Origin of the sequence: Kitasatospora sp. YST-16 (genome assembly GCF_026802215.1) — a bacterium.
In the GTDB taxonomy this organism is placed as follows: Bacteria; Actinomycetota; Actinomycetes; order Streptomycetales; family Streptomycetaceae; genus Kitasatospora; species Kitasatospora cineracea.
In genome coordinates this window covers 6,110,346-6,134,105 of record NZ_CP113837.1, presented here as the reverse complement: position 1 = coordinate 6,134,105, position 23,760 = coordinate 6,110,346, and the positions used below count along the sequence as shown (strand labels likewise).

Sequence of the window (23,760 nt, the reverse complement as noted above, 5' to 3'; positions counted from 1 at the left end):
GTCGGGGGTGCTCCCCCGGCGGGCCGCCGGTGTGCGGGGCGGTCGGTGGTGTCAGTGGCGGGTGAGGTGGGCGCGCAGTTCGGTGAGGGGCTGGGCGGCGTCCTCGGCGTCGGCGGCGCGGAACTCGGCGACGGCGGCGTCCAGCCGGGCCAGCGCGGCGTCCCGGCGGTCGAGGCGGTTGGCCTCCAGGATGGCGGCGACCCGGATCGACTCGGCCCGGCCGTGCTGGGCGCCGGGGCCGTAGGCGGCGAACGCGGCGATGGCGAGTTCCATCTCGGCGAGGGCCTCCTCGTCGCGGCGCAGGGCGCTCAGGGTGCGGGCCCGGGTGTCGTGCAGGGTGCCGTCGGGGCAGCCGCTGGAGAAGTCCTGGCCCTCGCGTTCGGCGGTGCGGGCCACTTCGGCGGCCTCGTCGAGCCGGGCCAGGGCCTGGTCGGCGGCCTCGGGGTGGTCGGGGCCGTGCCGGTCGGCGGTGTGCCGGGCCTGGCGCAGCAGCATGTCGAAGACCGCGTCGGCGTGCGGGGCGGTGCGGTGGCTGTCCAGGGCGCGCTGCCGGGCGAGGTCGGCGGCGGGCCACTGCTCGGCGGCGGCCAGGGCGGCGGCGGCCTCGGCGGCGACCATGGTGAGGATGTGCCGCTCCTCGAACCCGGCGACCTGGTCGGCGAGCAGCAGGTACTCCTCGGCGGCGGCCCGGGGTTCGTCGAGTTCGCGCAGGCCGCGGGCCAGGTTGAGCCGGGCCTGGGCCTGTTCGCGGACGTCGAGTTCGGTGAACGCCGGTTCCAGCAGCACGGATTCGAGGACGGCGACGCCGTCGTCGGCGCGGCCGGAGCCGCACAGCACCTGGCCGAGCATGATCCGCGCGGAGGCCGCGTCGTCGGCGTCGCCGTTGCGGTCGTAGCGGGCGGCTGCCTCGGTGAACGCCCTGGCCGCCTCGGCGGGGCGGTCCAGTCCGAGGTAGGTGCGGGCGAGGCCGTCGTGCACCCGGGCGGTGCCGGCCGAGCGGTCGCCGTACTGGGCGGCGGTCTCGGCGGCCTGCCGCAGGAAGCGTTCGGCGGCCGTCAAGTCGCCGGTGTACATGGCGAGTTCGCCGCGCTGGCCGTACACCTGGGCGAGCCGCCACGGGGCGCCGGCCCGGTCGACCAGCTGTTCGGCCTCGGTGATCAGCCGGTCGGCGGCGGCGAAGGCGTCGCTCTCGTCCCGGTGGCGGTCGGCCAGGAAGCGGGCCCGGGCGCCGAGCAGCCGGGCGTTGGCCTGGCGGTGCGGGAAGCCGTGGCGTTCGGCCTCGGTGTACAGCCGCTCCAGGGTGGCCTCGGCCTCGGCGAGGGCGGCCGGGTCCGGCCCGGGGCCGTCCGGGCCGCCCGCCTCGGCGGTGGCCTCGAAGAGCGCCCGCAGTTCGGCGTTGGCCTGCAGTTGCAGGACGGCGACCAGTTCGCGGCCGCCGTACGGGGTGCCGTCCTCGGCCAACTCGGCCAGCCGGCCGCAGAGTTCGCGGATCGCCGGGAGGTCGCCGGGGTGGTCGTCGGTGGGGCCGGCCAGCCGGGCCCGGCAGCCGAGGGCCCGGGCGGTCAGCCCGGCCTGCTCGAACAGGGCGGCGGCCGAGGTGTAGAGGGCGGTGGCCTCCTGGTCGGAGGTGTGGCTCTCGAAGGCGCGTTCCAGGGCGAGTTCGGCCCGGAGCTGGGCGAGCGAGCCGAGGCCGGACTGTTCGGCGTCCTCCGGGTGCCGGTGGTCGGGGGCCTCGATCAGGGCGCCGATCCGGTTCCAGTGCAGGATCGCATCGGGGTGGTTGGTGGTGCTCAACTCGCGGGCCTTATCCACGAGTTCGGCCAGGTCGGCGGGGGCGGCCGGGGTCGCGGCGGGGGCGGGCGCGGGCTGCGGGGCGGCCGGTGCGGGGCCGGTGGCGCGCAGGCCGAGCGGCAGCGGTTCGGCGAACAGCGGGGTGCGGGCCAGCCGGGCCCGGCGGGCGTCGCCGACCGCGGTGGTGCCGTTGCGGGCGTCGTAGCGGGCGGCCAGCGCATCGCCCTCGGTGCGCAGTTCGGCGAGCAGGGCGGCGGCGGTGCGGTGCGCGCCGGGCGGGCCGGCCACCGGGACGTCACCGTGGCCGTCCTCGACCAGCCGGGCGAGCAGCAGGTGGGCGCCGGTGAGGAAGTGCAGCCGGGAGAGCGGGTCGCCGTGCCGGTCGAACAGGTCGCGGTTCTCGGCCAGGATCTCCAGGCCGCGCGGCTCGTTGCGGGTGAGCGCGCAGAACTCCAGGTGCAGGCCGACCGCCTCGGCGGCGGCCGGGCGGCCGCGGGCCCACCGGTAGCCGGTCAGGTGCGCGGAGCGGGCCTCGTCGAGCCGGCCGGTGCGCAGCAGCGGCAGCAGCGCGAGGGCCCGGCTGGTGTGCGGCTCCTCGGAGCAGGAGCGCTCGCCGGAGAACACCGGCTGCCAGATCTCCAGGGCCCGTTCGTCCTCGCCGCGGGCGACGAAGTGCCGGGCCTGCTCGCGCAGTTCGCAGGCGTGGCAGTCGCTGTAGCGGGAGCGCCAGCGGCCGGCCCACAGTTCGAAGGCGTCCTGGACGCCCTCGCCGGTGTGGGCGGCGAGCCGGTACTGCTGGGCGTAGTAGGGCTGCAGGTCGTGGCCGCGCTCCAGGTAGTGGCGGCGCAGTTCGCCGTGCCAGCGGCGGACCGCCTCCAGCGGGACGTCGGGGACGCTCAGCAGCGCGGTGGCGACCCACTTGTAGCGCCAGTCGGTGGCGTGGTTCTCCCAGTCGCCGAAGCTGTCGGGGTGCTCGGTGCGGAGCTTGGCGATCCGGGCGAACACCACGGGCAGTTTGCGCCGCTCGGCGTCGTACTCGTACGCCTCGGTGAGTTCGAGCAGGGCGAAGGCGAGCAGCTCGGGGTCGTCGAACTGCTCGGCGGCGTCGACGAGTTCCTCGGCGGTGACGGTGCGGGTGCGGCCGTGGGGCAGTTCGTCGTTGGCGCGCAGGGCGGCGCGGACGGCGTCGATGGTGTCGAGCATCACGGCTCCTGGTGCGGCGTGGTCGGGCCGGTCTCCCCGGCGGGGGCTGCGGGGGCGGGCTCGTGGCCGAGCATGGCGTGGTCGAGCAGGGAGAGGAAGGAGCGGTTCAGCAGCGCGGACTCACTGGCCTTGAGCGGGCGCCGGGCGAGCAGCAGGGCCTGGCCGTAGAGCGCCTCGACGGTGGTGACGGCGAGGTCGCGGTGCCGGATCGCGGCGGCCCGGCGCACCAGCGGGTTGAGGTGGTTGAGCACGAGTTGGGCGCGGGGCGCGGAGCTGCCCAGCGAGCCGAGGATGTCGGCCCACAACCCGTCGGCCTGGTCGGCGAGTCGGGTGCGGGTGCGCTCGTGCCGGGCTTCGCGGTCGTCGAGCAGCAGGGCGGGGGCGCTGCTGGGGTGGAAGGTGCGCAGCGCGACGTCGCAGTCGAACCGGCCGAGGACCTCGCGGGCGGTGGCGAGGAACGCGGCGGCGGCGAGTTCGGTGGCCGGGTCGACGTTGTCGAGGTGCGCGGTGACGGTGGCCGGGTCGAGGTCGGCGACGGTGGTGCCGGTGCGGATCTCGGGGAGGCGGTGCACCAGGTCGCGGTCGTAGGTGTAGCCGCCGTTGATGACGCCGAGCCCCGCGGCGCCGGCGATCGGGGCGACCTGGCGGAACTCCTCGACGGTGCGGGTGACCAGCACGACCGGGTGGGCGCGGGCGAACTCGTCGAGCGTGACGTTGCCGTCGGTGGTCTCGAACGGCAGCCAGGGCAGCAGCATCCGCAGCAGCTGGTCGTCGTGCCGGGCCAGCGACTTGACGGCCAGGTGGTGCACGGACAGGAAGCGGTGCAGCAGGCCGGGGTCGCTGGCGGACAGGTCGGTCAGCCAGTCGCGGATCCGCAGGCCGAGCGCGTCGCGGACGGCGGCCAGCGTCTCGTCGGCGTACAGCGCCTCGCGGGAGGCGGTGGGGCGCAGCCGTTCGGCGTCGACCACGCAGCGCACGAAGAACGCCCACTCGGGGAGCAGTTCGTCGGCCTGGTCGGAGAGCAGCATGCCCTTGAGGTGCACCCGGTGCCCGGCCCGGCGGGACGGCGGGACGGCCTCGGGCAGCACGTAGGCGACGCCGCTGAGGCCGACCAGCGGCAGGTCCAGGTCGATGGTGTCGAGCGGGGTGAAGTCGAAGGTGTCGCGGCAGTGCTCGGTGAGCGCCTCGCGCCGGGCGGCCGGGTTGTCGTGGCGGGCGGCCCAGGGCGCGGGGGTCCGGTTGATCCGGGTGGGGTGCCCGGCGGCGTCGACCACGGTGACCTCGTGGCGCAGCAGGCTGCCGTAGTGGCGGGCGAGTTCGAGGACCCGGCGGGGCGCGGTCCACTCCTCGGCGTCGGGGCGCGGGGTGAGGGTGACGGTGGTGCCGGGCTCGGGGCGGGCGTCGGCGGGCAGGGTGGTGATGGTGTAGCGGCCGTCGGAGCGGCCGCGCCACTCGACCACCGGGGCGTCGGGGGTGCGGGCGGAGCGGGTGGTGACGGTGATCTCGTCGGCGACCACGAAGCAGGCCAGCAGGCCGATGCCGAACTGGCCGATGAACTCGCTCCGGGCGTCGGCGAGTTGCCCGGCGTCCAGGTCTCCTTCGGCGGTCCGCTTGGAGCTGCGGCCGATGGTGGCGAGGAAGGTGTGCACGTCGGCCTCGGTGAGGCCGACGCCGGTGTCGGAGACCGAGAAGACCTCGCCGGTGGTGACGGTGATCGCGGCGGGCGCGGCCGGGTCGAGGGCCTGCCGGGCGGTGATCGCGTCGACCGCGTTCTGCAGCAGTTCGCGCAGGTAGACGCGGGGGCTGGAGTACAGGTGGTGGGAGAGCAGGTCGACCAGGCCGCGCAGGTCCACCTGGAAGGTGTGCGCGCTGGGGTCGTTCGGGGTCACCGGGCTGGTCCTTCGGCTGGTTCGGGCGGGCGGGGACGGGGCGGCGCGGGGGCGGGGCGGGGCCTGCGGCGTTCGGGTGGCGGCGGTCAGTGGCCGGCGCACTGCAGACGAATGCGCTGGTACACCTCCACCGGGTCGCCCCAGTAGGCCCAGGGCAGTTCGGTCACCCGGTCGCCGAGTTCGCCGAGCAGCAGGTGCGCGGCGGCGGGCTGCCCGGAGAGCGCGAACGCCATGGCGAACTCGTTGTGGGCGACCGGCCAGTCCCGGCCGCGGACGTAGCCGGGGTGCCGGACCGAGCGGTCGGCGGCCTCGTGCAGCTGCGCGCGGACGTGCTCCTGCCCGATGTACGCGGCGTCCTCCTCGACCGGCAGCGACAGCCAGTGCTCGATGTGGGCGCGGGCGACCAGCTGGCCCATCGCGCTGCCCTCGGGGGCGGCGAGCATCGACGCCCGGGCGAAGGCGTGCATCTCCTCGTGCGAGCCCTGCCACTTCTCGCACAGCTGCTGCAGGCGCTGGCGGTGCGAGGGGACGTGGCCGGGGCTGCGGCGCAGCGCGGCCTCGAAGCGGTGGCGGGCGGAGTTCCGGTCGAGTGAGGCGCCGCGGCCGCTGATCTGCAGGAAGTACCAGGGGCCGAGCAGTCCGGGGTCGAGTTCGGCGGCCCGGAACAGGTGCTCCTCGGCGCTCTCCAGCCGTGCGTGGAACAGCTTCCACTGCTCCTCGCTCACGTGCTTGGCCCGGGCGCCGGTGCGGGCCTCCCAGGCCCAGCTGACGTGCCGGGCGCCCTGGGCGAGCTGCAGCAGCGGGTCGTCGGGGGCGGCCCGCAGGGCCTCGGCGAGCAGGGTCTCGGCGCCGGTGGTGTCGGCAACGGCCTCGACCATCAGGGTCAGGTCGTCCTGCCCGGCGGCGGTGTCGAGGACGCCCCGGGCGTCGTCCCAGGAGCCGGCCGCGACGGCGGCGCGCAGCCTGGTCAGGTCGGCGTCGCCGTGGGCCGGGTCGATGACCGGGCGCCGGGCGCCCGTCCCGGCCGACCGGTCCTCGCCGGTGTCGCGGCGGCCGAGCAGCCGTGCGAACAGTCCCATTCCCGGGTCCCCTCCGAAGTGCGATGCGTTCCCGCGGGGGCGCGTGGCACTCCCCGGATCGAGATTCCTATCACGTCCGTGCGACAGGTGTGCGAAGGGTTTTCCCGGCGTCCGACCGGGGCCTGCGGCGGAGCGGCCGCCGCAGCGGTCGCGGGACCTCCGACCCGTGCCACGAGCTGTCAGTGGACGGTGACCGTGAGCAGTCGGCGGGCTTCGGCCAGGTAGCGTTCGGCCGCCAACTCGTCGAATACGGCGACCGCTTCGCGCAGGCAGTCCCGGGCGGGCGCCGGGCGGCCCTGGCCGAGCAGGGACTTCGCCAGGCCGAGGAGCGCCTCCCCTTCCCCGAAACGGTCGCCGCTGCGGCGCGCGATCTCCCGGGCCCTGGTGTTGCAGGCGGCTGCTTCCTCGAACTGGCCCAGGTCGTGGTGCCGGGAACCGGTGAGGATGTACGCCAGGCCCAGACGGTAGCCGTCGCCGCGCGACTCGCGGATCGCCACCACCTGTTGCATCAGCTCCAGTGCGGCCGCGTTGCGGCCCAGCGCGGACTGGCAGGCCGCCATCGCGTTGAGGGCCGATGCCTCCCGGTCGGTGTTGCCCTGTTCCCGAGCCAGTTCCAGTGCCAGGGAAGCGTGTTCGAGACCGGTCCGGGGGCGGTCGGTACGGCTGTAGAAGATCACGAGGTTGTTGAGCACCGCGGCCTCCCCGTCCCGGTCCCCGAGCGCGCGGCGGGCAGCGAGGGCCTCGGTGAACATCTCCTCGGCTTCGCCGGTCCGGCCCAGCTCGGTGGCGGTCGCACCCAGCCGGTTCCGGAGCCACGCCTGTGCGGCGAGGTCGCCGGTGCGGAGGACCTCGGCCAGCGCGCCGGCCAGCAGGGCCTCGCACGCGGGCCAGTTCTGGTTCACGGCGCGCAGCACCGATGCGGCGGCCGGGATCCGCCAGGCCGCCGCGGGGTGACCGGCGGCCCGCGCGGCGGTCGCCGCCGCGAGGAGGTTCCCGTGCTCGGCCTCCAGCCAGGCGACGGCGGCCCCCCGGTCGACGAACTGCGTCACGGGCGGCCCGGGGTGGCGCGGGTCCGGGCCCGGTGTCCCGGGGTGGCGCGGGTCCGGGCCCGGTGTCCCGGGGCCGGACCGGGTGGGGGACGGCATGCCCAGCGAGGGCAGCAGTGCGGTCGCGGCGGCCTCGGCCGTCCCTCCGTACCAGTCCAGCAGTCGGCCCACCGCCCGTTCGCGGTCGCCCGCGGGCAGCCGGTCGACGGCCGTCTCCGACGCGTAGGCGCGCAGGATGTCGTGGAGTTCGAAACGCCCGGGCGCCAGTTGGAGCAGCAGGTACTCGTCGCAGAGCGCCTCCAGCGTGGCCCGCGCCGTCCCCACCGTGACACCGGCCAAGGCCGCCGCCGCCTCCGCGGTCACATCGGCCCCCGGCTGGATGCCCAGCAGCAGGAACAGCAGCCGGGCGGGCCGGGGCAGCGCCGCCAGGGACAGATCGAACACCGGGCGCAGCGAGCGCCGGCCGACCGTCATCGCGTCCAGACCGCCCCGGTCCAGGTACACCAGTAGGTCGGCGGCGGTCCAGGCCGGCCGGGCCTTCAGCCGGGCCCCGGCGATGGTCAGCGCCAGCGGGAGGTTGCCGCAGGCCCGGGCGACCCGCGCCGAGGCAGCGCGGTCGGCATCGATCCGCTCCCGGCCGGCGACGGCCGCCAGCAACTCGACCGCCTCGGCGTCCTCGAGGACGTCCAGCTGGTGGATCCGGGCGCCGTCCAGGCCCGCCAGGCTGCGCCTGCCGGTCACCAGCACCAGGCAACCGGGGTGGGCCGGGATCAGGTCCCGGACCTGCTCCTCGTCCGCGGCGTTGTCGAGGAGGAGGAGCGCCGCCCGGTCCTGCAGCCGGTCCCGGAACATCGCCGCCCGCTCGTCCGCACCGGACGGCACCGAAGCGGCCGGCACGCCCAGCTGGCGCAGGAACGACGCCAGTACCTCCGCGGGGTCGGCGGGCTCCCGTTCGGGGTCGAAGCCGTACAGGTTCACGTACAGCTGGACGTCCGCGAAGCGCCCGGCGCGGACCAGGAGGTGGGCGGCATGCACGGCGAGCCGGGTCTTGCCGACTCCGCCCATCCCCTCGATCGAGGAGATCACCACGGTGGCGGCCGGGGAGCCCGGCCGGGGAGCCGCGGCCAGCAGGTCCTGGAGTTCCCGTTCCCGGCCGGTGAACACCGCCAGGTCTGCCGGGAGTTGGTGCAGCACCCCGCTCGGGCCGCCGGACTTCGCCTCCCGATGCACCCGGACGCCGCTCGCCCGCCAGCGTCCGACCTCGTCCTCGCCCGCACCCAGCGCCCGCACCAGCGCCGTGACCAGGTCGAGGTCCAGTCGGCGGCGCCCCGGCTTGAAGACGTCCGCGAGCGTGGACGCCGACACCTCGCGGGCCGGCCGCAGCAACGGCCCGACCCGCCGGGCCAGCGAACGGTACGAGGGCATCCCCGCCCACGCCCGCAGTTCGCCCAACAGACCGACGAACTCGGCCAGATCGGCGGCGCCCGCCGGATCCGGCAGCTCGCCCCGCCGTTCCCCCGTGCCGACCGCCATGGCGCTCCCACCCCCGTGAACCCTCGCCCCGGCCGCTCCCGGCCGCCTCCGGATTCTAGAGGCGGCAGCGGCGCGTCCGGCAGGTTCCGAACCGTCGGTCGGGGCCGGCGTCCGCTGTACGGATTCGTCCGGGAAACGTGACCCCGGCCGACCCGGACAGCAGTCTGGGTGTGCCGCCGGTGTACCGGCGGGGAACCGAACTCTGTTCTCCAGGGGAGGAATTGATGGCTCGTTCGTTGAAGAAGGCCGCGGCGCTGACGGTCGGGACCGGTCTGCTGGCCGTCCTGGGCATGGCGGGAACCGCGCACGCGGGAACGACCGGCACGGTGACCCTCGAAGTGCCCGGCTGCAAGGGCGTGCTCTACCTGAGCGGCGGCGGATCGTCCAACTGGGCCACCGCCACGCTGCAGTCGAACTCCGGCCGCACCTGCTGGCTGACGTTCTGGGAGCGGAACACCTCGACGGGCGGCCAGGTCTCCCAGAGCCTCAGCGTCCAGAACAACTCGTCCGCCTCGACCGGCTCCTACTACCACGACGCCACGCACCAGGTCGCCATCTCGATCTCCAACGGGGTCGACCCCCAGAAGGGCAGCGCCTGGTACAACTAGGCGCCGCCGAACGGTGGTGTGACGTTCCGCCCGTTCCGGTCACTGGCCGGGGCGGGCGGCAGCCGTCGCGGGGGTCAGCCGCGGCCGGAGATGCGGTCGGCGAGGGTGGCGAGCGGGGAGGTGGCGGCGTGTTCGCGGCGGTCGGCGTGGCGGTAGACGGCGTAGAGGGCGTGGACGCCGAGCCAGCGGGCCGGTTCGGGTTCCCAGCGGCGGACGCGGTGGCCGACCCAGGGCAGGGCGGTGAGTGCGGTGTCGGTGCCGCGCCCGAGGTGACGGAGCGTCAGGTCGCGCAGGGTGCGGCCGGCCAGGTTGGTGGTGGCGACGCCGCTGCCGACGTAGCCGCCGGCGAAGCCGAGGCCGGTGGCGGGGTCGAGGTCGACGGTGGCGCACCAGTCGCGGGGGACGCCGAGCACGCCGGACCAGGCGTGGTCGATCCGGGCGTCGGCGGCGGCGGGGAACATCCGGGCCAGGACCTCCCGGAGTTGGGCGACCGTGCCGTCGGGGGTGGCGCCGTCCCGGTCGATCCGGGAGCCGTACCGGTAGGGGTGTCCGCGGCCGCCGAGGGCGATCCGGTCGTCGGCGGTGCGCTGGGCGTACATGTAGGCGTGCGCCTCGTCGCCGAGCACCTCGCGGTCCTGCCAGCCGATCGCCTCCCAGACCTCGGCGGGCAGCGGTTCGGTGGCGATCATCGAGGAGTTCATCGGCAGCCAACTGCGCTTCTGCCCGGCCAGTTCGGCGGTGAAGCCCTCGGTACAGCGGAGCACCGCGCGGGCCGTCACGGTGCCGTGCGCGGTGACGGCCCGGCCGGGGGCGATCGCGGTGACGGGCGTCGACTCGTACACCCGGACGCCGAGCCGGCGGACGGCGGCGGCCAGGCCGAGGACCAGTTTGGCGGGGTGCACCCGGGCGCCGCAGGGGCTCCAGGTGGCCCCCAGGGTGCCGGGCACGTAGAGGCGTTCGGCGGCCCCGGCGGCGTCCAGCAGGTGCACCTCGTCCGCGCCGAACGCCTGCTCGTGGGCGAACCGGGCCTTCAGACGGGCGAGTTGGGCAGGGGTGGTGGCGATCTCCAGGACGCCGCCGCGGTGCGCGTCGCAGTCGATGCCCTCGGCCGCGGCGGCCCGCAGGGTCTCCGACACCGTGTCGTTCATGGCGAGTTGGAGCCGACGGGCAGCGTCCTCGCCGTGCAGCCGGGCGTAGCGGCTGCGGCCGGCGATGCCGTTGTACAGCCAGCCGCCGTTCCGGCCGGAGGCCCCGTAGCCGCAGAACTCGGCTTCCAGCAGGGCGATTTCGAGGTCGGGTGCGGCCTGCTTGAGGTAGTAGGCCGTCCACAGCCCGGTGTAGCCGCCGCCGACCACGCAGACGTCGGCGTCGAGGTCGCCGTCCAGCGGGGCGCCGCGCTCGGGCAGGCCGGTGGCCGCGTACCAGAAGGAGACGCCGCCGTTGACGGTGGTCATGGTGCTGTGCCCTGCTTCCGGGAGGAGTGCGTGGGGGGACGCTAACCGGCCGGTCCGGGCCCGGGCAACGGACACCCTGCCAGGCCAGCCGGCCCGGTCCTGACAGGGTGTCCGGGGGTCACTCGGCGACGTGCACAGCGGTACCGCCGACGTAGGTGCGCAGGACGCGGGTCTCGGCGATCTCCTCGGCGGGTGCCGCGAACGGGTCGCGGTCCAGCACGACCAGGTCGGCGAGGTTGCCGGGGCGCAGCACGCCGGTGTCGTCGAGGCCGTTGAGGTGGGCGGTGCCGGCGGTGTAGGCGGCGAGGGCGGTGGCCAGGTCGAGGCGCTGCCCGGGCAGGAAGACGGGGGTGTCGGGGGCGGCGCCGGGTTCGCGGCGGTTGACGGCGACGTGCAGGCCGTCGATCGGGACGGGGCTGGAGACCGGCCAGTCGCTGCCCGCGGCGAGGGTGGCGCCGGTGCGCTGCAGGGTGCCGAACGGGTACTGCCAGGCGGCGCGTTCGGGGCCGAGGAAGGGGATGGTGAGCTGGTCCATCTGGGGTTCGTGGGCGGCCCACAGCGGCTGGATGTTGGCGATCGCGCCGAGGGCGGCGAACCGGGCCAGGTCGTCGGGGTGGACGACCTGGAGGTGGGCCAGGTGGTGGCGGTTGCCGCGGCGGCCGTTGGCGGCGATCGCGGCCTCGACCGCGTCCAGCGCCTCGCGGACGGCGCGGTCGCCGAGGGCGTGGAAGTGGACCTGGAAGTCGAGCGCGTCCAGGGCGGTGACGTGCCGCTTCAGCGCCTCCGGGTCGACGAAGCTGAGGCCGCTGTTGCCGGTGGCGCAGCCGCAGCCGTCCAGGTAGGGGGCGGTGAGGGCGGCGGTGAAGTTCTCCGCGATGCCGTCCTGCATGATCTTGACCGAGCCGGCCCGGAACCGGCCGTGGCTGAACTTCGCGCGGCGGGCGACGAGTTCGGGGATCTGTTCGGCGCCGCGTTCGCGGTCCCACCACAGGGCGCCGACCACCCGGGCGGTGAGGGTGCCGTCCTGGGCGGCGGCCAGGTAGGCGTCGGACGGGTCCGGGTTGCCGCCGAACTCGCCGAGCAGGGCGTCCTGCCAGGCGGTGATGCCGAGCGAGTGCAGCATCGCCTGGGCGCGCAGCAGGCCGTCGAGGCGGTCGGCGGCGGTGGGGGCGGGGGCGTGCCGGCCGACCAGGCCGACGGCGCCCTCCTGGAGCATGCCGCTGGGGGTGCCGTCGGGTTCGCGCTCGATCCGGCCGTCGGCGGGGTCGGGGGTGTCGCGGGTGAGTCCGGCGGCCTCCAGGGCGCGGGTGTTGGCCCAGGCGCCGTGGTGGTCGCGGTTGGCGAGCAGGACCGGGCGGTCGGGGACGACGGAGTCGAGCAGCTGCCGGGTGGGCAGGCCGCCGTCGAAGCTCTCCAGCGACCAGCCGCCGCCGGTGATCCACTCCCGCTCGGGGTGGGCGGCGGCGTACTCGGCGATCCGGGCCAGGTAGTCGGCGGTGGTGACGGTGCCGGTGAGGTCGCAGGCGGCCATTTCGAGGCCGCCGTAGACGGCGTGCACGTGGGCGTCCTGGAAACCGGCGACCAGCAACTTGCCGTGCAGGTCGACGACTTCGGTGTCCGGACCGATCAACTCCCGTACCTCGTCGTGGCCCACGGCGGTGATCCGCTCGCCGGTGACGGCCAGCGCGGTCGCCCGGGTGCGGGCGGCGTCGCCGGTGTGGATCGGCCCTCCGGTGAGGACCAGGTCGGCACGGTTCATGGGTGGTGCTCCGTTCTCGGTGCGTGGTACGGGAGTTGATGGTGCGTCAGTTGTCCGCGGCGGCCGCGGGGCCGGCCGGGGCGGGTGACGGGCCTGGTGACGGGTCGGGTGACTGAGCGGGCGACTGGCCGGGTGACGGGGCGAGGGCCCGATCGGGGGTGCCGGTGAAGTACGGCGAGCGGCGGACCCAGCGCGACCAGGCGGCGGCGAGCAGGCCGGAGCCGATCATCAGGACCGGCACGGTCAGCTCGAACCAGCCGTTGTCGGCGGCGAGTTCGAAGTGGTCGGTGCCGTCGTAGAACGTCCAGGCCAGGTAGCCGCCGACCAGTAGCAGCACGATCGCGCCCAGCAGCGGCGCGACCACCGCCCGGAGGCCCTCGGCGAGGTCCTCGCGCAGCAGGTGCCGGAAGCGCACCGCGGAGGCGATCGCCACCAGCGCGTAGTAGAGCGCGACGACGATGCCGATGGCGTTGACGGTCGCCGAGATCAGCTCGGTCACGGTCGGGATGACCAGCGACAGGCCGGCCAGCGCCAGCGAGATCCCGGTGATCAGCCAGGTACCGGTGGCGGGGGTGCGGTAGCGCGGGTGCAGCCGGGTCCAGACCCGGCCGAGGGTGCCGTCGCGGCCCATCGCGTAGGTGCCGCGGGCGGTGGGGATGACCGCGGCCTGCAGCGAGGCGGCGGCCGAGAAGGTCAGCGCGACCAGTGGCAGCGCGGCCAGCGGCTGGTCGGCGAGCTTCTCCGCGAAGTAGGCCAGCCCGGTGGCCCCGTTGTCGGCCAACTCGCCGATCGGCAGCACCCGTTGGAAGGCCGTACCGGCGAACAGGAACAGCCCGAGCATCAGCAGCAGCGACAGGAACCCGCCCCGGGTGGCGTCCTTCGGGTCGTGCACCTCCTCGCCGACGCTGAACACCGACTCGAAGCCCCAGTAGCAGAACACCGCCAGCACCATGCCCTGGGCGAGCGCCGCCGCCGACGGGATCTCGAACGGGTCGTACCAGGACAGGCTGAACGGCTGGTCGCCCGCGAACAGGCCGTAGCCGCAGAACGCGAGCAGCACCGCGTACTCGAAGACCAGCAGGTACTTCTGCAGCCTGGCCGCCAGGTCCAGGCCGCGCACCGCCACCACCGTCGCGGTGAGCAGCACCAGCATGCCGATCAGCGTGCACTGCAGGCTGGAGTCCGGGTCCAGCGCCACCCCGGGCAGCGAGCGCAGCCCGGCCTTCCCGGCCAGCTGGATGATCGCCGAGCCGGTGACGGTGGTGGTGTACGCCATGAAGACCACGGTGGTGACGATGTTGACCCAGCCGGTCAGGAAGCCCAGCCACGGGTGCAGCGCCTTGCCGACCCAGCGGTAGGAGCTGCCCGCGTCCGGTTCGACCCGGTTGAGCCGCCCGTAGCCCGCGGCGATGCCGAGCACCGGGAGGAACGCCAGCAGCATGATGGCCGGCAGGTGCAGGCCGACCACGCCCGCCATCAGGCCCAGTCCGATGCCGATCGAGGTGGTAGCCGCCGTGCTGGACGCGGCGATCACCACCACCGCGCCGACACCGACCGACCTGCGCATCGCGTCCGGGCCGTTGCTGCCGCTGCCGCTGCCGTTTCCGTTGTTGCCGTTGCCGTTGCCGGGGTTGCCGTTGCCGTTGCCGGGGTTGCCGCCGTCGGGAACGGGGCCCCGGTCCTTGACCGTCGTTGCCAAAGGATCACCACCGAGGGAGTCGTGGGGGACGGGGAGCGGGCGTCCGCAGCGGGGCGGACGTCCGAAACGGGGGGTGCGCCGGATGGGGGGCGCGGGGGGATCGCGGCGGGGAAGCGCCGGTAGGGACGCCATGAAACCGGGGGCCGCCGCAACACGTCAATGCTGTTGTCGTAAGGGCGGGTGCCCTAGGATCCCGGCCCATGACCGACCGAGTCGTCCCCGAGGCCGAACGCCGCCGCCGGCGCCCCACCAAGCACGGCACCGTGCTCTCCGAGCAGGTCATCGTCGACACCGCGCTGCGCCTGGTCGGGGAGCACGGCGCCCAGGCGTTCACCGTCCGCCGCCTGGGCCTCGCGCTCGGCGCCGACCCCAGTGCGATCTACCGCTACTTCCACAGCGCCGACGACCTGCTGCTGGCCGTGGCCGACGAGCTCATCGGCCTCGGCCTGCACGGCTGGCGGCCCACCGGCGACTGGCGCGCCGACCTGCGCGAGGTCGGCCTGCGCATCCACGCCCACTCGCTCGCCCACCCGCAGGCCGCCGTCCTCGCCGCCTACCGCACCACCGGCCGGGCCAACGAGATCCGCGCCATCGAGACCATGCTCGGCATCCTGCGCGAGGCGGGCTTCCCCGACCCCGACGCGGTCGGCCTCTACCACGCCTTCATCGACCAGGCCCTGGGCTTCGCCGTCCTCGACTCCGCCGCGCTCGCCCTGCCCGCCACCGCCCAGCACGCCGACCACGGCGTCTGGGACACCGCCTACCGCGACCTCTCCCCCGCCACCCACCCGCACATCGCCGCCACCGCCGACCTGCTGGCCGCCGACATGCGCCGCAGCGCCTACCCGCTCGCCCTCGACCTCCTGCTCGACGCCCTCGCGGCCCGACTGCCGTCCTGACCCCGGCCGACTGCCGTCCTGACCCCGGCCGGCTGCCGTCCTGACCCGGGCCGACCCGCTCCGGTTCGGGGGCGGCCTCGGCCGGAATGTCGTACCTGGGCGGTATGTTCGGCCGGACGGCGCCACCGGGCGGTGGTGCCGCGGCCGCGTTCCGACCCTTCCGTTCCCGCAGGAGATCCGCATGCGCATCCACCTCACCTCGGTCTTCGTCGAGGACCAGGCCGCGGCACTGGCCTTCTACACCGGGGTGCTGGGCTTCGTGAAGAAGCACGACGTGCCGCTCGGCGGGGGCGCCCGGTGGCTGACGGTGGTCTCTCCCGAGCAGCCGGACGGCACCGAGCTGCTGCTGGAGCCCTCGGGTCACCGGGCGGTGCCGCCGTACAAGGCGGCGCTGCGGGAGGACGGGATTCCGGCGGCCTCGTTCGCGGTGGACAACGTGGCCGCCGAGTACGAGCGGCTGCGCGGCCTGGGCGTGGTGTTCACCCAGGAGCCGTTGGCGACGGGGCCGGTGACGACGGCGGTCTTCGCCGACACCTGCGGGAACCTGATCCAGCTCGTGCACGCCCCGTAGGGGCAGACGGGGGACGGTAGGCGGGGCGGGGCGGCCGGCGGGGCGGCTGTCCGGGGAGTTCTCCGCTACCCTCCCCTCCATGATCATCGAGGGGGTGCGCCCGGGCGGCGCGAGTTGGTGGGGGATCTTCGCGGAGCGGGCGGTGGCCCGCGGGCCGCTGGTGCTGCTGGTGGTGGCGGTCGGGGCGGTGCTGCAACTCGCCGCCGGGGTGGTGGTGGCGGGCCTGGTCCCGGCGTTCTGGCTGCTGCGGCTGCTGTCCGTCGCGGTTGCGACGCTGCTGGTGTCGTTCGAGTACGGGGTGGCGCTGCGGCTGCTGGCCTTCCGGCCGGGCCTGGGGTCCGCGCTGCGGGTGCCGCCGCGGCAGCTCGGGCTGATGGCGGGCTGGTCGGTGCTGCTCTCGGTGCCGACCCTGGTCGACCTGTGCGCGGCCTTCCGCCCCGACCTGTACTTCGACCTGCTCCGCGGGCCGTTGCGCTGGCCGCTGCTGGCCCTGGGGGCGTTCGGGGGTGCGTTGGCGGCGGCGCTGCCGGCCGCGGTCTTCGTGGCGGGCGGCGGGCTGCAGGCCGCCTGGCGGCTGCTGTCCAGCGGTTGGGCGACGGCGCTGCGGCTGTGCGCGATCGCGCTGTTCGGGTGCGTGGCCGGGCTGCTGGTGCAGCAGTGGTCCGTCGAGGCGTTGTGGCGGAGCCGGTCGCTGGCGGCCATGTTCGCGGTGGACGCGCTGGCGGCGCCGGTGCACCTGCTGGTCCTGCTGCTGCTGTTCGCCACCTACCGCCGCTCCCCCGCCGCCGTCGGACCGGACGGGTCGGACGGGTCGGATGGCGGGCCGGACGGTGGGCCGGAGGACGGATCGGCGGACGGGGCAGCGGGCGGGACGGCCGGCGCGGGGTCGGCGTACCCGCCGGTGGACGCGGCGTTCGGGCGGTGAGGGCGGTCGGGTAGCGTCGGGGCGTGGTCGACGACGGTGCGTGGCGGGGTCCGGTGTGGTGGGCGGTGGTCCGGGAGCGGGCGGCCGCCTGCTGGTGGCAACTGCTGCTGGTGAACCTGGTGTTCGCGGTCGCCGGGAACGTGCTGGCCTCCGTGGTCGGCCGGTCCGGGGCCGCGCCCGAGGCCGCGGCGGTGCTGCTGTTCGCGGCCGGGGCGGCGCTGTCGGCCTGGCGCTGGTCCGCCCAACTGCGGCTGCTGACCGGGCAGTCGGACCTGCCCGCGGCGTTCCGCGCCGAACGGGGGCCGGTGCTGCGGCTTGCCCTGCTGGGCGCCGCGGTGGACCTGCCCGGGCTGGCCTGGCTGCTGTCCGTGCTGCTGCCCGGCGGGTACGACCTGCTGGTGCGACCGGTGCTGCCGCTGCTCGACCCGGTCGCGCTGTACCTGCTGGCGGTGGCCGCGCTGCTGCCGATGGCGGTCCTGCTGGAGGGCCGCGACCTGCGCCGCTCCTGGCAACTGCTGCACGGCAGTTGGCGCTCCACCGTGCGGATCGGCCTGGTGGTGCTGGCACACGCCGCACTGAACCGGGCGCTGCCCGGCCCGCTCCCGGGCCTGGTGCTGGAGGCGGCCTTCGCGGTGCTGCTGTTCGGGTGCTACCGGGTCTCCGTGGATGCGGACAATTCCCTTGCGCGGGATACTTCCTGACGGTCAGTCAGGAATTTTCCAGGATGCGTTCGGCGACCAGTCCGGGCCGGTCCATCGGCAGTGAGTGACCGGCGCCCGGAACGACCTCGACCCGGGCGGCCGGCAGGACCCGTCCGATCCGTTCGGCGACGGCCCGGGCGTCGTGCAGGGCGCTGCGGGCGCCGAACAGGAACAGGGCCGACGAGCCGCCGATCCGGCGCAGTTCCCCGTCGGTGAGCACGGGCGGGACGGGCAGGGCCCGCCGGAAGCCCAGGGCCGCCCGGCCCAGTCCCATCAACTCCTCTTCCAGCACGGCGCTGTTGCCGACCGCGCGGGCCAGCCGGGGGCGCAGCGCGCGGGGCGCGGAGGCGGCCAGGCCGCCCGCGATCAGCCAGGCGTAGAAGCGGGGGCCGAAGCCGTTGAAGCCGGCCGGGTCGAGCAGGGTGAGCGCGCCGGACCGGCCGGGGTGGTGCAGCCGGTGCTGGAGGGCGACCCAGCCGCCGTAGGAGCAGCCGACCAGGTGGGCGTCGGCGAGGTCGAGCCCGGCGAGCACCTGCTCCAGCCAGCGGGCGGCGTCCCGGCCGTCGGCGATCGGTGCGCTCTGGGTGCTGGCGCCGGGTTCGCCGACCGGGTCGACGGCGAACACCCGGTGGTGACGGGCGAGCCGGTCGAGCTGGTGGTGCCACATCAGGGCGTTGCCGCCGGAGCCGGGGAGCAGCACGATCGAGCGTCCGGTGGCGGCGTCCGCGTCAAGTCCGGCCTGCAGGACGCGGGTGGTGCCGTAGGCGGTGGGCAGGTCGTGCGGGGTGTGCGGTCCGGGCCACAGGGCGGCCAGGGCGCGGTCGTAGGCGGCCCGGAAGCGGTCGGCGGAGCGGGGGTTCTTGAACGCGCTGATTCGCATGGTACATCTGTATCACGGCATGATACGGGTGTACCAGGGAGGCTCGATGAACACCAAGGCCGAGCACGAGGAGCGCCGCCGGCAGATCGCCGAGGCACTGCTCCGGATCGCCGACACCCAGGGGCTGCAGTCCGCCAGCATGCGCGCCGTCGCCACCGAGGCCGGCGTCTCGCTGCGCCTCGTCCAGTACTACTTCCACACCAAGGAGGGTCTGCTGCTGGACGCACTGGCCCGCCTCGGCACCCAGCTCCAGGAGCGGATGGCCCGCTGGATCACCGCCGCCGGACACCCGCCCACCCCGCGGGCACTGGTCACCGCCGTGCTCTCCTGCATCCTGCCCACCGACGCCGAGAGCCGCCGGATCGCCCGCACCTACACCGCGTACTACACGCTGGTGCTCAACGACCCCGAACTGCTGGCCAAGCACGGCACCGGACAGGCCGACCTGCTGGAGGGCTTCCTGGCCAAGCAGTTGCTCGCCGCCCGGGAGTCCGGCGCGATCGCCGCCACCCGCGACCCGGCGATCACCGCCGCCGGACTGGCCGCCATGGTCAACGGCCTTGGCCAGAGCGTCCTGGGCGGCCAACGCACCGGCGAGCAGGCCCTCTCCGTCCTCACCCACCACCTGGACGAGCTCTTCGGCCCTGCCGCCTGACCGCCCGCGCCCGGCTCCTTCCGCCCGGCCGCCGGCGCCAGCACCCGCGGTGGCACCCGCGACGGCACCCCCGGCGGTCGGTGTCGCGGTGGATTGGTATGTTCTCGGAGCGTCACTACCGACAGCCGTCTCACGGGGGATCCAACCAGTATGCGCATCCGTCAACTCACCGCCGCAGCAGCCCTGCTGACCGTCGCCCTGGCCGTCACCGGCTGCGACCCGGAGGGCACCTCGGACGGCGGCCCCACCACCGCCGCCGCGACCGGCACCCCGGGCGGTTCCGCCGCGAGCGGTGCCGCCTCGCCGACCGGCGCCGCGTCCAAGCCGGCCGCCGGGTCCTCCAAGACGGCCGCCGCGCCGGCCGGCGGGCAGACCGTCAGCGCCGCCGACGAGACCGCGTTCGAGAAGGCCAGCATCGACGTCAACGGCTGCGCCGCCTTCTACAAGACCCACAAGGTCATGGTGGTCGAGAACGCGGCCCCCGGGCAGCTCAAGGCCACCCAGGCGAAGGTCACCTGCGACAAGTACGGACGGCAGCTGGACCTCGGCGGCGGCGTCTCCTCCTACTACAAGTTCGCCTCCGGTGCCTCCGTCACCATGTTCACGAAGGGTCTCAACCCCTCCGGGACGTACCCGCGCTACGAGGCCCGGAAGACCACCTTCGACGACTACGCCAAGCTCCACCAGCCCTGCTTCGACACCTCGAAGCCGGACGACCACCCGGCCGACCTGTGCGGGAACCTCTTCATCTACGAGACCGACGCCGGCGGCCTGATCACCTCGATGCACGAGACCTGGGAGATCGTCGACTGACGCCCGCACCGGCTCCGGCTCCGGCCGGTAGGGTCGCCCCGTGACCCCACCCGCCGGAGCCACCCCGCCCGCCGTCCGGTACACCTCGCGCCTCCTGCTGCTCGACCACCGGGACCGGCTGCTGCTGCTCTGCGCCCGCGACCCGCGGCCGGCCGGCGGGCGCTGGTGGTTCACCGTCGGCGGCGGCGTGGACGAGGGCGAGGACGCGTTGGCCGCCGCCGTCCGGGAGTTGCGCGAGGAGACCTCGCTCGACCTGCCCGCCGAACGGCTCGGCCCGGTGGTCTGGACCCGGCGCACCGACTTCACCTTCGACGGCCGCCCCTTCCGCCAGTGGGAGGAGTACCGCCTGCTGCGCCTGACCCCCGCCGAGACCGCCGCCGTCCGGGTCGACCCGGTCGAAGCCAGGTTCGGCCACCACTGGTGGACCGTCCGGGAGTTGGCCACCACCGACGCCACCGTCCGCCCGCACGACCTGGCCGCCCACCTCACCACCCTGCTGCGCGAGGGGCCCGGCCCGGTTCCGCTGCACCTCGGCGACGTGAACGACGACGAGGACCGGGCCGGGCGCTGAAAGTCGGTCTTGCACTGTGGATGACCACGGATCACGGATCACGGATCGTGGGTCGGGGAGATCCCACGGACAGAAGGAGCTGCCGGGCGGCGTGGCCACCGAGCCCGAAAACCACGGGCCGGGAAGGTCTCGCGGCGGATTCACCATGCAGTTGCGCTCGGCGGTGCCGTGCTTGGCCAGCAGCCCAGGTCGATCGTGATCACGGCAGGACAGGACAGGACAGGGCGGCGATTCGCCGCAGTTCTAGTGCTCCGACCGGGAACGTTTACCGGGTTGGCGGGGCCGGAACCGGTTGGATGAGACGGACATCCAACGGGTTGGGGGCGGGGTGGCGGAGCCGGTCAAGGCCAGGAGGCTGACCGACCAGGAGGGCCGGCAGTTACAGCGGATCGTGCATCGGGGCAGCACCAACACGGTGCGCTATCGACGGGCGATGATGCTGCTGCCCTCGACCGGCGGGAACCGGGTGCCGGTGATCGCCCAACTGGTGCAAGCGGACGAGGACACCGTGCGGGATGTGATCCACCGGTTCAACGAGATGGGGCTGGCCTGCCTGGACCCTCAGTGGGCGGGAGGCCGTCCCCGCCTGCTCAACCCTGACGACGAGGACTTCGTCGGCCAGACGGCCACCCCCGCCCGGCCAAGCCCGGGCAGCCATTCACCCGCTGGTCGATCCGGAAACTGCTCGCCTACCTGCGCCGGGTCCACCGCCGGGTGATCCGCATCGGCCGCGGGGCCCTGCGCTGCCTGCTCGCCCGACGCGGCGTCACCTTCCAACGCACCAAGACCTGGAAGGAATCCACCGACCCGGACCGTGACGCCAAACTCGGCCGGATCGAGCACGTCCTCGACCGGTTCCCGGACCGGACATTCGCCTTCGACGAGTTCGGCCCACTCGGCATACGCCCCACCGCCGGCAACTGCTGGGCCAGGCAGGGCCGACCCGACCGACTGCCGGCCACCTACCACCGAACCCACGGCGTGACCTACTTCCACGGCTGCTACTCCATCGGCGACGACACCCTCTGGGGCGTCAACCGGCACCGCAAAGGAACCGCGAACACCCTGGCCGCACTCCACTCGATCCGAGCCGCCCGCCCGGACCGCGCGCCGGTCTACGTGATCCTGGACAACCTCTCCGCCCACAACGGCAAGAAGATCCGCCGCTGGGCCCGCGACAACAACGTCCACCTCTGCTTCACCCCGACCAGCGCCTCCTGGGCGAACCCGATCGAGGCGCACTTCGGGCCGCTGCGGCAGTTCACCCTCACGAACTCCAACCACCCCAACCACACGGTCCAGACCCGCGCCCTGCACGCCTACCTGCGCTGGCGCAACGCCAACGCCCGCCACCCCGACGTCCTCGACGCCCAACGCCGCGAACGTGCCCGAATCCGCAGCGAGAAGGGCCTCCGCTGGGGAGGAAGGCCGCTGACCGAAGCGGCGTGAACGGCCGCTTCGGCGGGGTCGCTCACCCGGTGGAGCCGTCAAACATCTCGAAGCCCGTCTCCACAGTGCCGCGAAAGGCCAGCGCCTCGCGGTCAAGACCGAGGGCGCCGAGAAGGATGTCCAGCGCCACTTCCACGTCGTCCGCCGAGCGGCTCACCCAGACGAACGTGTTGGGGACAACCGCTCCTTCGATCCTGCTCAGGGCAAAGTCGACCCGCTCGACGCGGAACATGGCGACGTCGACATATCCGAGGTCTTCCCAGCCTCGTTCGAGGGTCAGACGCAACCGTGTCGCAAGTGCTTCCAGTGGCGGCTTCAGCCCGGCCACCAACTGGAAGGAGCTGGCAGCGAACTCCCACATGCTCTGCTGGAACGCGGGATTGCGCTTCCCACCTTGGTACGACGGAGCGATCTCCCACTCCGGCTCAGGCCCCGGAACCTCGATCTCCGCCATGCCGACCTCCCCGCCCGAACACCACCACTACATTCGGCGATCACCGTAGCTCACGGCCCAGATCAGCCCTCACCCGGTGAACGTATGCGGTCAGAGCACTAGCCCGTGCCCGGGAGGATCCGCGTACCCCGCAGCGGACCGGGCCGGACGGCGGGCGGCTCGTGGGGTGCCGGTCGTTCAGGGGGTGACGGCGTGTTCGACGAACTGGCCGCAGGAGCGGAACCCCAGGCGGCGGTAGACCGGTTCTCCGTCGGTCGACGCCTGGAGGACGGCGATGCGCCGGCCCCGCTCCCGGGCTGCGCGAAGTGCGGCCAGCGTGATGGCGCCGCCGTAGCCGCGTCGGCGGTGGGCGGCCAGGGTGGAGATGTTGTAGATGCCGGCGACTTCCGCGTGGTGGAACACTTCGGCGGAGCAGACCGGGCGGTTCTCCAGGTAGCCCACCAGGTACCGGGCCGGGCAGGTCTCGGCCAGCGCCTGCGGGGCGGCCCGGGCGAAGAACTCGCGGACGGTTTCGGCGGGTGGATTCCAGTTCGCGGCGAGGACCGTCGCGTAGTCGGCGAGCTGCTCGGGCGTGGTCACCGGCCGGATGTCCAGTCCCGGGACATCGGCGGGCGGCAGGGCGTCGTCCAGTTCGGCCCACATCGCCGTCTCCCGTTCGGACTCCGGCAGGCCGGCCGCCGTCAGGCGGGCCGTGAGGTCCGCCGGTGTCGAGGCGGGACCCACCCACCAGGAGAAACCGCGCCCGGTACCGGCCAGCGCCCCGACCGTCTCGGTGATGCGGGCCGTGGCGTCGGCCTCGGTGAAGCGGGCCGCGGCGACGATGTTGAACGTGTCGTCGTCCAGGCCGCTGTCCGCGACCAGGACGTCGTCTGTCGCTGTGACGGTCGCACCGGGCATCCTCCGGTGCAGGTGACAGGCGTGTTCCGCCAGGTTCTGCTCCATCCTGTCCGCCAAGTCGGCTTCATCCGAGAAATGATCGTTCATGGTGGTTGATCCCAGCACGACCAGCTGGGAATTGCACGCCGTTTTCGGCAGCGTCACGCCGGTGAGCAGCACTTCCGACACCCGTCCTGGTACCGCGTCAGGCAACGTTCGCCCTGGCCGGTAGGCGGCCGGCCCCGTAGGCTGCACGGCGGTTCGCGCATGCATGCAGGGGGCGTTGTGGCAGTCATGTTCACGTTGGTGGTCAACTTCGGGGACGACCTCGAGGCTGCTCGGGTGGCCGCCGCGACCGCAGCGGGATGGCCGCCGCTCAAGGCTGGACACCATCGCATCCCGCTGCATCCCGCGACGATCACCTCGGAATCCTCGGAGTACTCGGAGTCCGTGGTGTACGCGCAGCTTTCCGTCCTGCCGGTTGCGGTGGGTTTCGGCGCGGCGCCGGACCGGAGGTTGCCGCGGATCGGACTGACGTCGGAAGAGCTCACCGAGCTGGGCCGCGGCCTCTACGGCCTGCTCGCGGAGTTCGACGGGTACCTGGCGGCCATGGTCGGATGGGACCCGGACTCGCTGATCGACACGGAGTATCTGCGAGCGGATCTGGCTGACGAGCTCGCGAACGGAGTCCCTGGCGGCCTGGTGGTGTCGGAGCAGCTCCACCGCGATCTCGGGGCGGGACGCCACTTCGCCCCGTTCGCTCCGGGCTTCGTGTGGATTCCGTGGCGGGGCGTGGAGCCCTCCACTCTCACCGTCGACAAGCCGTGACCGAAGTCCGGCTCGGGTGACGTTGCTCGGCGGTCGGTGGTCGGTGGTCGGTGGTCGGTGGTCGGATGGGGCGCGTA

Annotated in this window: 19 protein-coding genes and 1 pseudogene; 10 read left to right on the top strand and 10 right to left on the bottom strand. The window is 74.1% G+C overall.

All coding sequences use genetic code 11. From position 1 onward, the window contains the following. Positions 1 to 51: 51 nt before the first annotated feature. From OU787_RS27640 to OU787_RS27625, 4 genes are all read right to left on the bottom strand, one after another. Entirely contained in the window at positions 52 to 2,994 is a 2,943-nt protein-coding gene (locus OU787_RS27640; RefSeq protein WP_268660979.1) for a tetratricopeptide repeat protein, read from the bottom strand. Next, the gene (locus OU787_RS27635) at positions 2,994 to 4,883 is read right to left on the bottom strand and encodes an HSP90 family protein (RefSeq protein WP_268660978.1); all 1,890 of its coding nucleotides are present in this window, start codon (positions 4,881 to 4,883) and stop codon (positions 2,994 to 2,996) included. Before OU787_RS27635 ends, OU787_RS27640 begins: the two co-directional genes overlap by 1 nt. A gap of 86 nt (positions 4,884 to 4,969) precedes the next feature. Further along, entirely contained in the window at positions 4,970 to 5,962 is a 993-nt protein-coding gene (locus tag OU787_RS27630) for a hypothetical protein (RefSeq protein WP_268660977.1), read from the bottom strand. Between the two features lie 179 nt (positions 5,963 to 6,141). Next, positions 6,142 to 8,541 carry a tetratricopeptide repeat protein gene (locus OU787_RS27625; protein ID WP_268660976.1) on the bottom strand — a complete coding sequence of 800 codons (2,400 nt, stop codon included), beginning with the start codon at positions 8,539 to 8,541 and terminating at the stop codon, positions 6,142 to 6,144. A gap of 224 nt (positions 8,542 to 8,765) precedes the next feature. Between OU787_RS27625 and OU787_RS27620 the strand changes: the two genes are divergently transcribed. Next, a complete protein-coding gene (locus tag OU787_RS27620) occupies positions 8,766 to 9,149 on the top strand; it encodes a hypothetical protein (RefSeq protein ID WP_157852450.1) in 384 nt (127 codons plus the stop codon). Between the two features lie 74 nt (positions 9,150 to 9,223). On the opposite strand, the gene OU787_RS27615 is transcribed toward OU787_RS27620, so the two are convergent. The 3 genes from OU787_RS27615 to OU787_RS27605 form a co-directional block, all read right to left on the bottom strand. Continuing rightward, positions 9,224 to 10,603: an NAD(P)/FAD-dependent oxidoreductase gene (locus OU787_RS27615; protein ID WP_268660975.1), complete on the bottom strand. Its 1,380-nt coding sequence runs from the start codon at positions 10,601 to 10,603 to the stop codon at positions 9,224 to 9,226. A gap of 118 nt (positions 10,604 to 10,721) precedes the next feature. Then, the gene (locus OU787_RS27610) at positions 10,722 to 12,362 is read right to left on the bottom strand and encodes an amidohydrolase (protein WP_268660974.1); all 1,641 of its coding nucleotides are present in this window, start codon (positions 12,360 to 12,362) and stop codon (positions 10,722 to 10,724) included. Positions 12,363 to 12,408: 46 nt separating this feature from the next. Next, positions 12,409 to 13,929, bottom strand: a complete 1,521-nt coding sequence (locus OU787_RS27605; protein WP_268661937.1) for an APC family permease — start codon at positions 13,927 to 13,929, stop codon at positions 12,409 to 12,411. 332 nt (positions 13,930 to 14,261) lie between these two features. Here OU787_RS27605 and OU787_RS27600 point away from each other — a divergent pair, with 332 nt between their 5' ends. The 4 genes from OU787_RS27600 to OU787_RS27585 all read left to right on the top strand — a co-directional run bounded on the left by OU787_RS27600 (position 14,262) and on the right by OU787_RS27585 (position 17,157). After that, complete coding sequence (locus OU787_RS27600) at positions 14,262 to 14,960, top strand: TetR/AcrR family transcriptional regulator (protein ID WP_030461845.1); 699 nt, start codon at positions 14,262 to 14,264, stop codon at positions 14,958 to 14,960. A 181-nt stretch (positions 14,961 to 15,141) separates the two neighbouring features. Continuing rightward, positions 15,142 to 15,531, top strand: a complete 390-nt coding sequence (locus OU787_RS27595; protein WP_268660973.1) for a VOC family protein — start codon at positions 15,142 to 15,144, stop codon at positions 15,529 to 15,531. A gap of 79 nt (positions 15,532 to 15,610) precedes the next feature. Beyond that, complete coding sequence (locus OU787_RS27590; RefSeq protein WP_268660972.1) at positions 15,611 to 16,456, top strand: hypothetical protein; 846 nt, start codon at positions 15,611 to 15,613, stop codon at positions 16,454 to 16,456. Positions 16,457 to 16,479: 23 nt separating this feature from the next. Beyond that, positions 16,480 to 17,157: a hypothetical protein gene (locus OU787_RS27585; protein ID WP_268660971.1), complete on the top strand. Its 678-nt coding sequence runs from the start codon at positions 16,480 to 16,482 to the stop codon at positions 17,155 to 17,157. A 7-nt stretch (positions 17,158 to 17,164) separates the two neighbouring features. On the opposite strand, the gene OU787_RS27580 is transcribed toward OU787_RS27585, so the two are convergent. Next, positions 17,165 to 18,037, bottom strand: coding sequence for an alpha/beta fold hydrolase (locus OU787_RS27580; protein WP_268660970.1), 873 nt, complete (start codon positions 18,035 to 18,037; stop codon positions 17,165 to 17,167). Between the two features lie 46 nt (positions 18,038 to 18,083). Between OU787_RS27580 and OU787_RS27575 the strand changes: the two genes are divergently transcribed. The 4 genes and pseudogenes from OU787_RS27575 to OU787_RS27560 all read left to right on the top strand — a co-directional run bounded on the left by OU787_RS27575 (position 18,084) and on the right by OU787_RS27560 (position 21,525). After that, positions 18,084 to 18,692: a TetR/AcrR family transcriptional regulator gene (locus tag OU787_RS27575; RefSeq protein WP_268660969.1), complete on the top strand. Its 609-nt coding sequence runs from the start codon at positions 18,084 to 18,086 to the stop codon at positions 18,690 to 18,692. Between the two features lie 150 nt (positions 18,693 to 18,842). Further along, positions 18,843 to 19,505 (top strand): hypothetical protein, encoded by a 663-nt coding sequence (locus tag OU787_RS27570; RefSeq protein ID WP_030461851.1) that lies wholly within the window; start codon positions 18,843 to 18,845, stop codon positions 19,503 to 19,505. A gap of 40 nt (positions 19,506 to 19,545) precedes the next feature. Beyond that, positions 19,546 to 20,076 carry an NUDIX hydrolase gene (locus OU787_RS27565; RefSeq protein ID WP_268660968.1) on the top strand — a complete coding sequence of 177 codons (531 nt, stop codon included), beginning with the start codon at positions 19,546 to 19,548 and terminating at the stop codon, positions 20,074 to 20,076. 328 nt (positions 20,077 to 20,404) lie between these two features. Continuing rightward, positions 20,405 to 21,525, top strand: a pseudogene (locus tag OU787_RS27560) (IS630 family transposase). A 22-nt stretch (positions 21,526 to 21,547) separates the two neighbouring features. Here the strand turns inward: OU787_RS27560 and OU787_RS27555 are convergent. Together OU787_RS27555 and OU787_RS27550 are read right to left on the bottom strand one after the other, a co-directional pair. Continuing rightward, positions 21,548 to 21,979 carry a hypothetical protein gene (locus OU787_RS27555; RefSeq protein WP_268660967.1) on the bottom strand — a complete coding sequence of 144 codons (432 nt, stop codon included), beginning with the start codon at positions 21,977 to 21,979 and terminating at the stop codon, positions 21,548 to 21,550. 177 nt (positions 21,980 to 22,156) lie between these two features. After that, entirely contained in the window at positions 22,157 to 22,921 is a 765-nt protein-coding gene (locus tag OU787_RS27550; RefSeq protein WP_268661936.1) for a GNAT family N-acetyltransferase, read from the bottom strand. Between the two features lie 219 nt (positions 22,922 to 23,140). Between OU787_RS27550 and OU787_RS27545 the strand changes: the two genes are divergently transcribed. Then, the gene (locus OU787_RS27545; protein ID WP_268660966.1) at positions 23,141 to 23,683 is read left to right on the top strand and encodes a hypothetical protein; all 543 of its coding nucleotides are present in this window, start codon (positions 23,141 to 23,143) and stop codon (positions 23,681 to 23,683) included. Positions 23,684 to 23,760: the final 77 nt, after the last annotated feature.

Coding starts and splice junctions, on each gene's coding strand:
- OU787_RS27640 (WP_268660979.1), bottom strand. CDS start 2,994: ATGCTCGACACCATCGACGCCGTCCGCGCCGCCCTGCGCGCCAACGAC.
- OU787_RS27630 (WP_268660977.1), bottom strand. CDS start 5,962: ATGGGACTGTTCGCACGGCTGCTCGGCCGCCGCGACACCGGCGAGGAC.
- OU787_RS27625 (WP_268660976.1), bottom strand. CDS start 8,541: ATGGCGGTCGGCACGGGGGAACGGCGGGGCGAGCTGCCGGATCCGGCG.
- OU787_RS27620 (WP_157852450.1), top strand. CDS start 8,766: ATGGCTCGTTCGTTGAAGAAGGCCGCGGCGCTGACGGTCGGGACCGGT.
- OU787_RS27615 (WP_268660975.1), bottom strand. CDS start 10,603: ATGACCACCGTCAACGGCGGCGTCTCCTTCTGGTACGCGGCCACCGGC.
- OU787_RS27610 (WP_268660974.1), bottom strand. CDS start 12,362: ATGAACCGTGCCGACCTGGTCCTCACCGGAGGGCCGATCCACACCGGC.
- OU787_RS27605 (WP_268661937.1), bottom strand. CDS start 13,929: ATGCGCAGGTCGGTCGGTGTCGGCGCGGTGGTGGTGATCGCCGCGTCC.
- OU787_RS27600 (WP_030461845.1), top strand. CDS start 14,262: ATGACCGACCGAGTCGTCCCCGAGGCCGAACGCCGCCGCCGGCGCCCC.
- OU787_RS27595 (WP_268660973.1), top strand. CDS start 15,142: ATGCGCATCCACCTCACCTCGGTCTTCGTCGAGGACCAGGCCGCGGCA.
- OU787_RS27590 (WP_268660972.1), top strand. CDS start 15,611: ATGATCATCGAGGGGGTGCGCCCGGGCGGCGCGAGTTGGTGGGGGATC.
- OU787_RS27580 (WP_268660970.1), bottom strand. CDS start 18,037: ATGCGAATCAGCGCGTTCAAGAACCCCCGCTCCGCCGACCGCTTCCGG.
- OU787_RS27575 (WP_268660969.1), top strand. CDS start 18,084: ATGAACACCAAGGCCGAGCACGAGGAGCGCCGCCGGCAGATCGCCGAG.
- OU787_RS27570 (WP_030461851.1), top strand. CDS start 18,843: ATGCGCATCCGTCAACTCACCGCCGCAGCAGCCCTGCTGACCGTCGCC.
- OU787_RS27555 (WP_268660967.1), bottom strand. CDS start 21,979: ATGGCGGAGATCGAGGTTCCGGGGCCTGAGCCGGAGTGGGAGATCGCT.
- OU787_RS27550 (WP_268661936.1), bottom strand. CDS start 22,921: ATGGAGCAGAACCTGGCGGAACACGCCTGTCACCTGCACCGGAGGATG.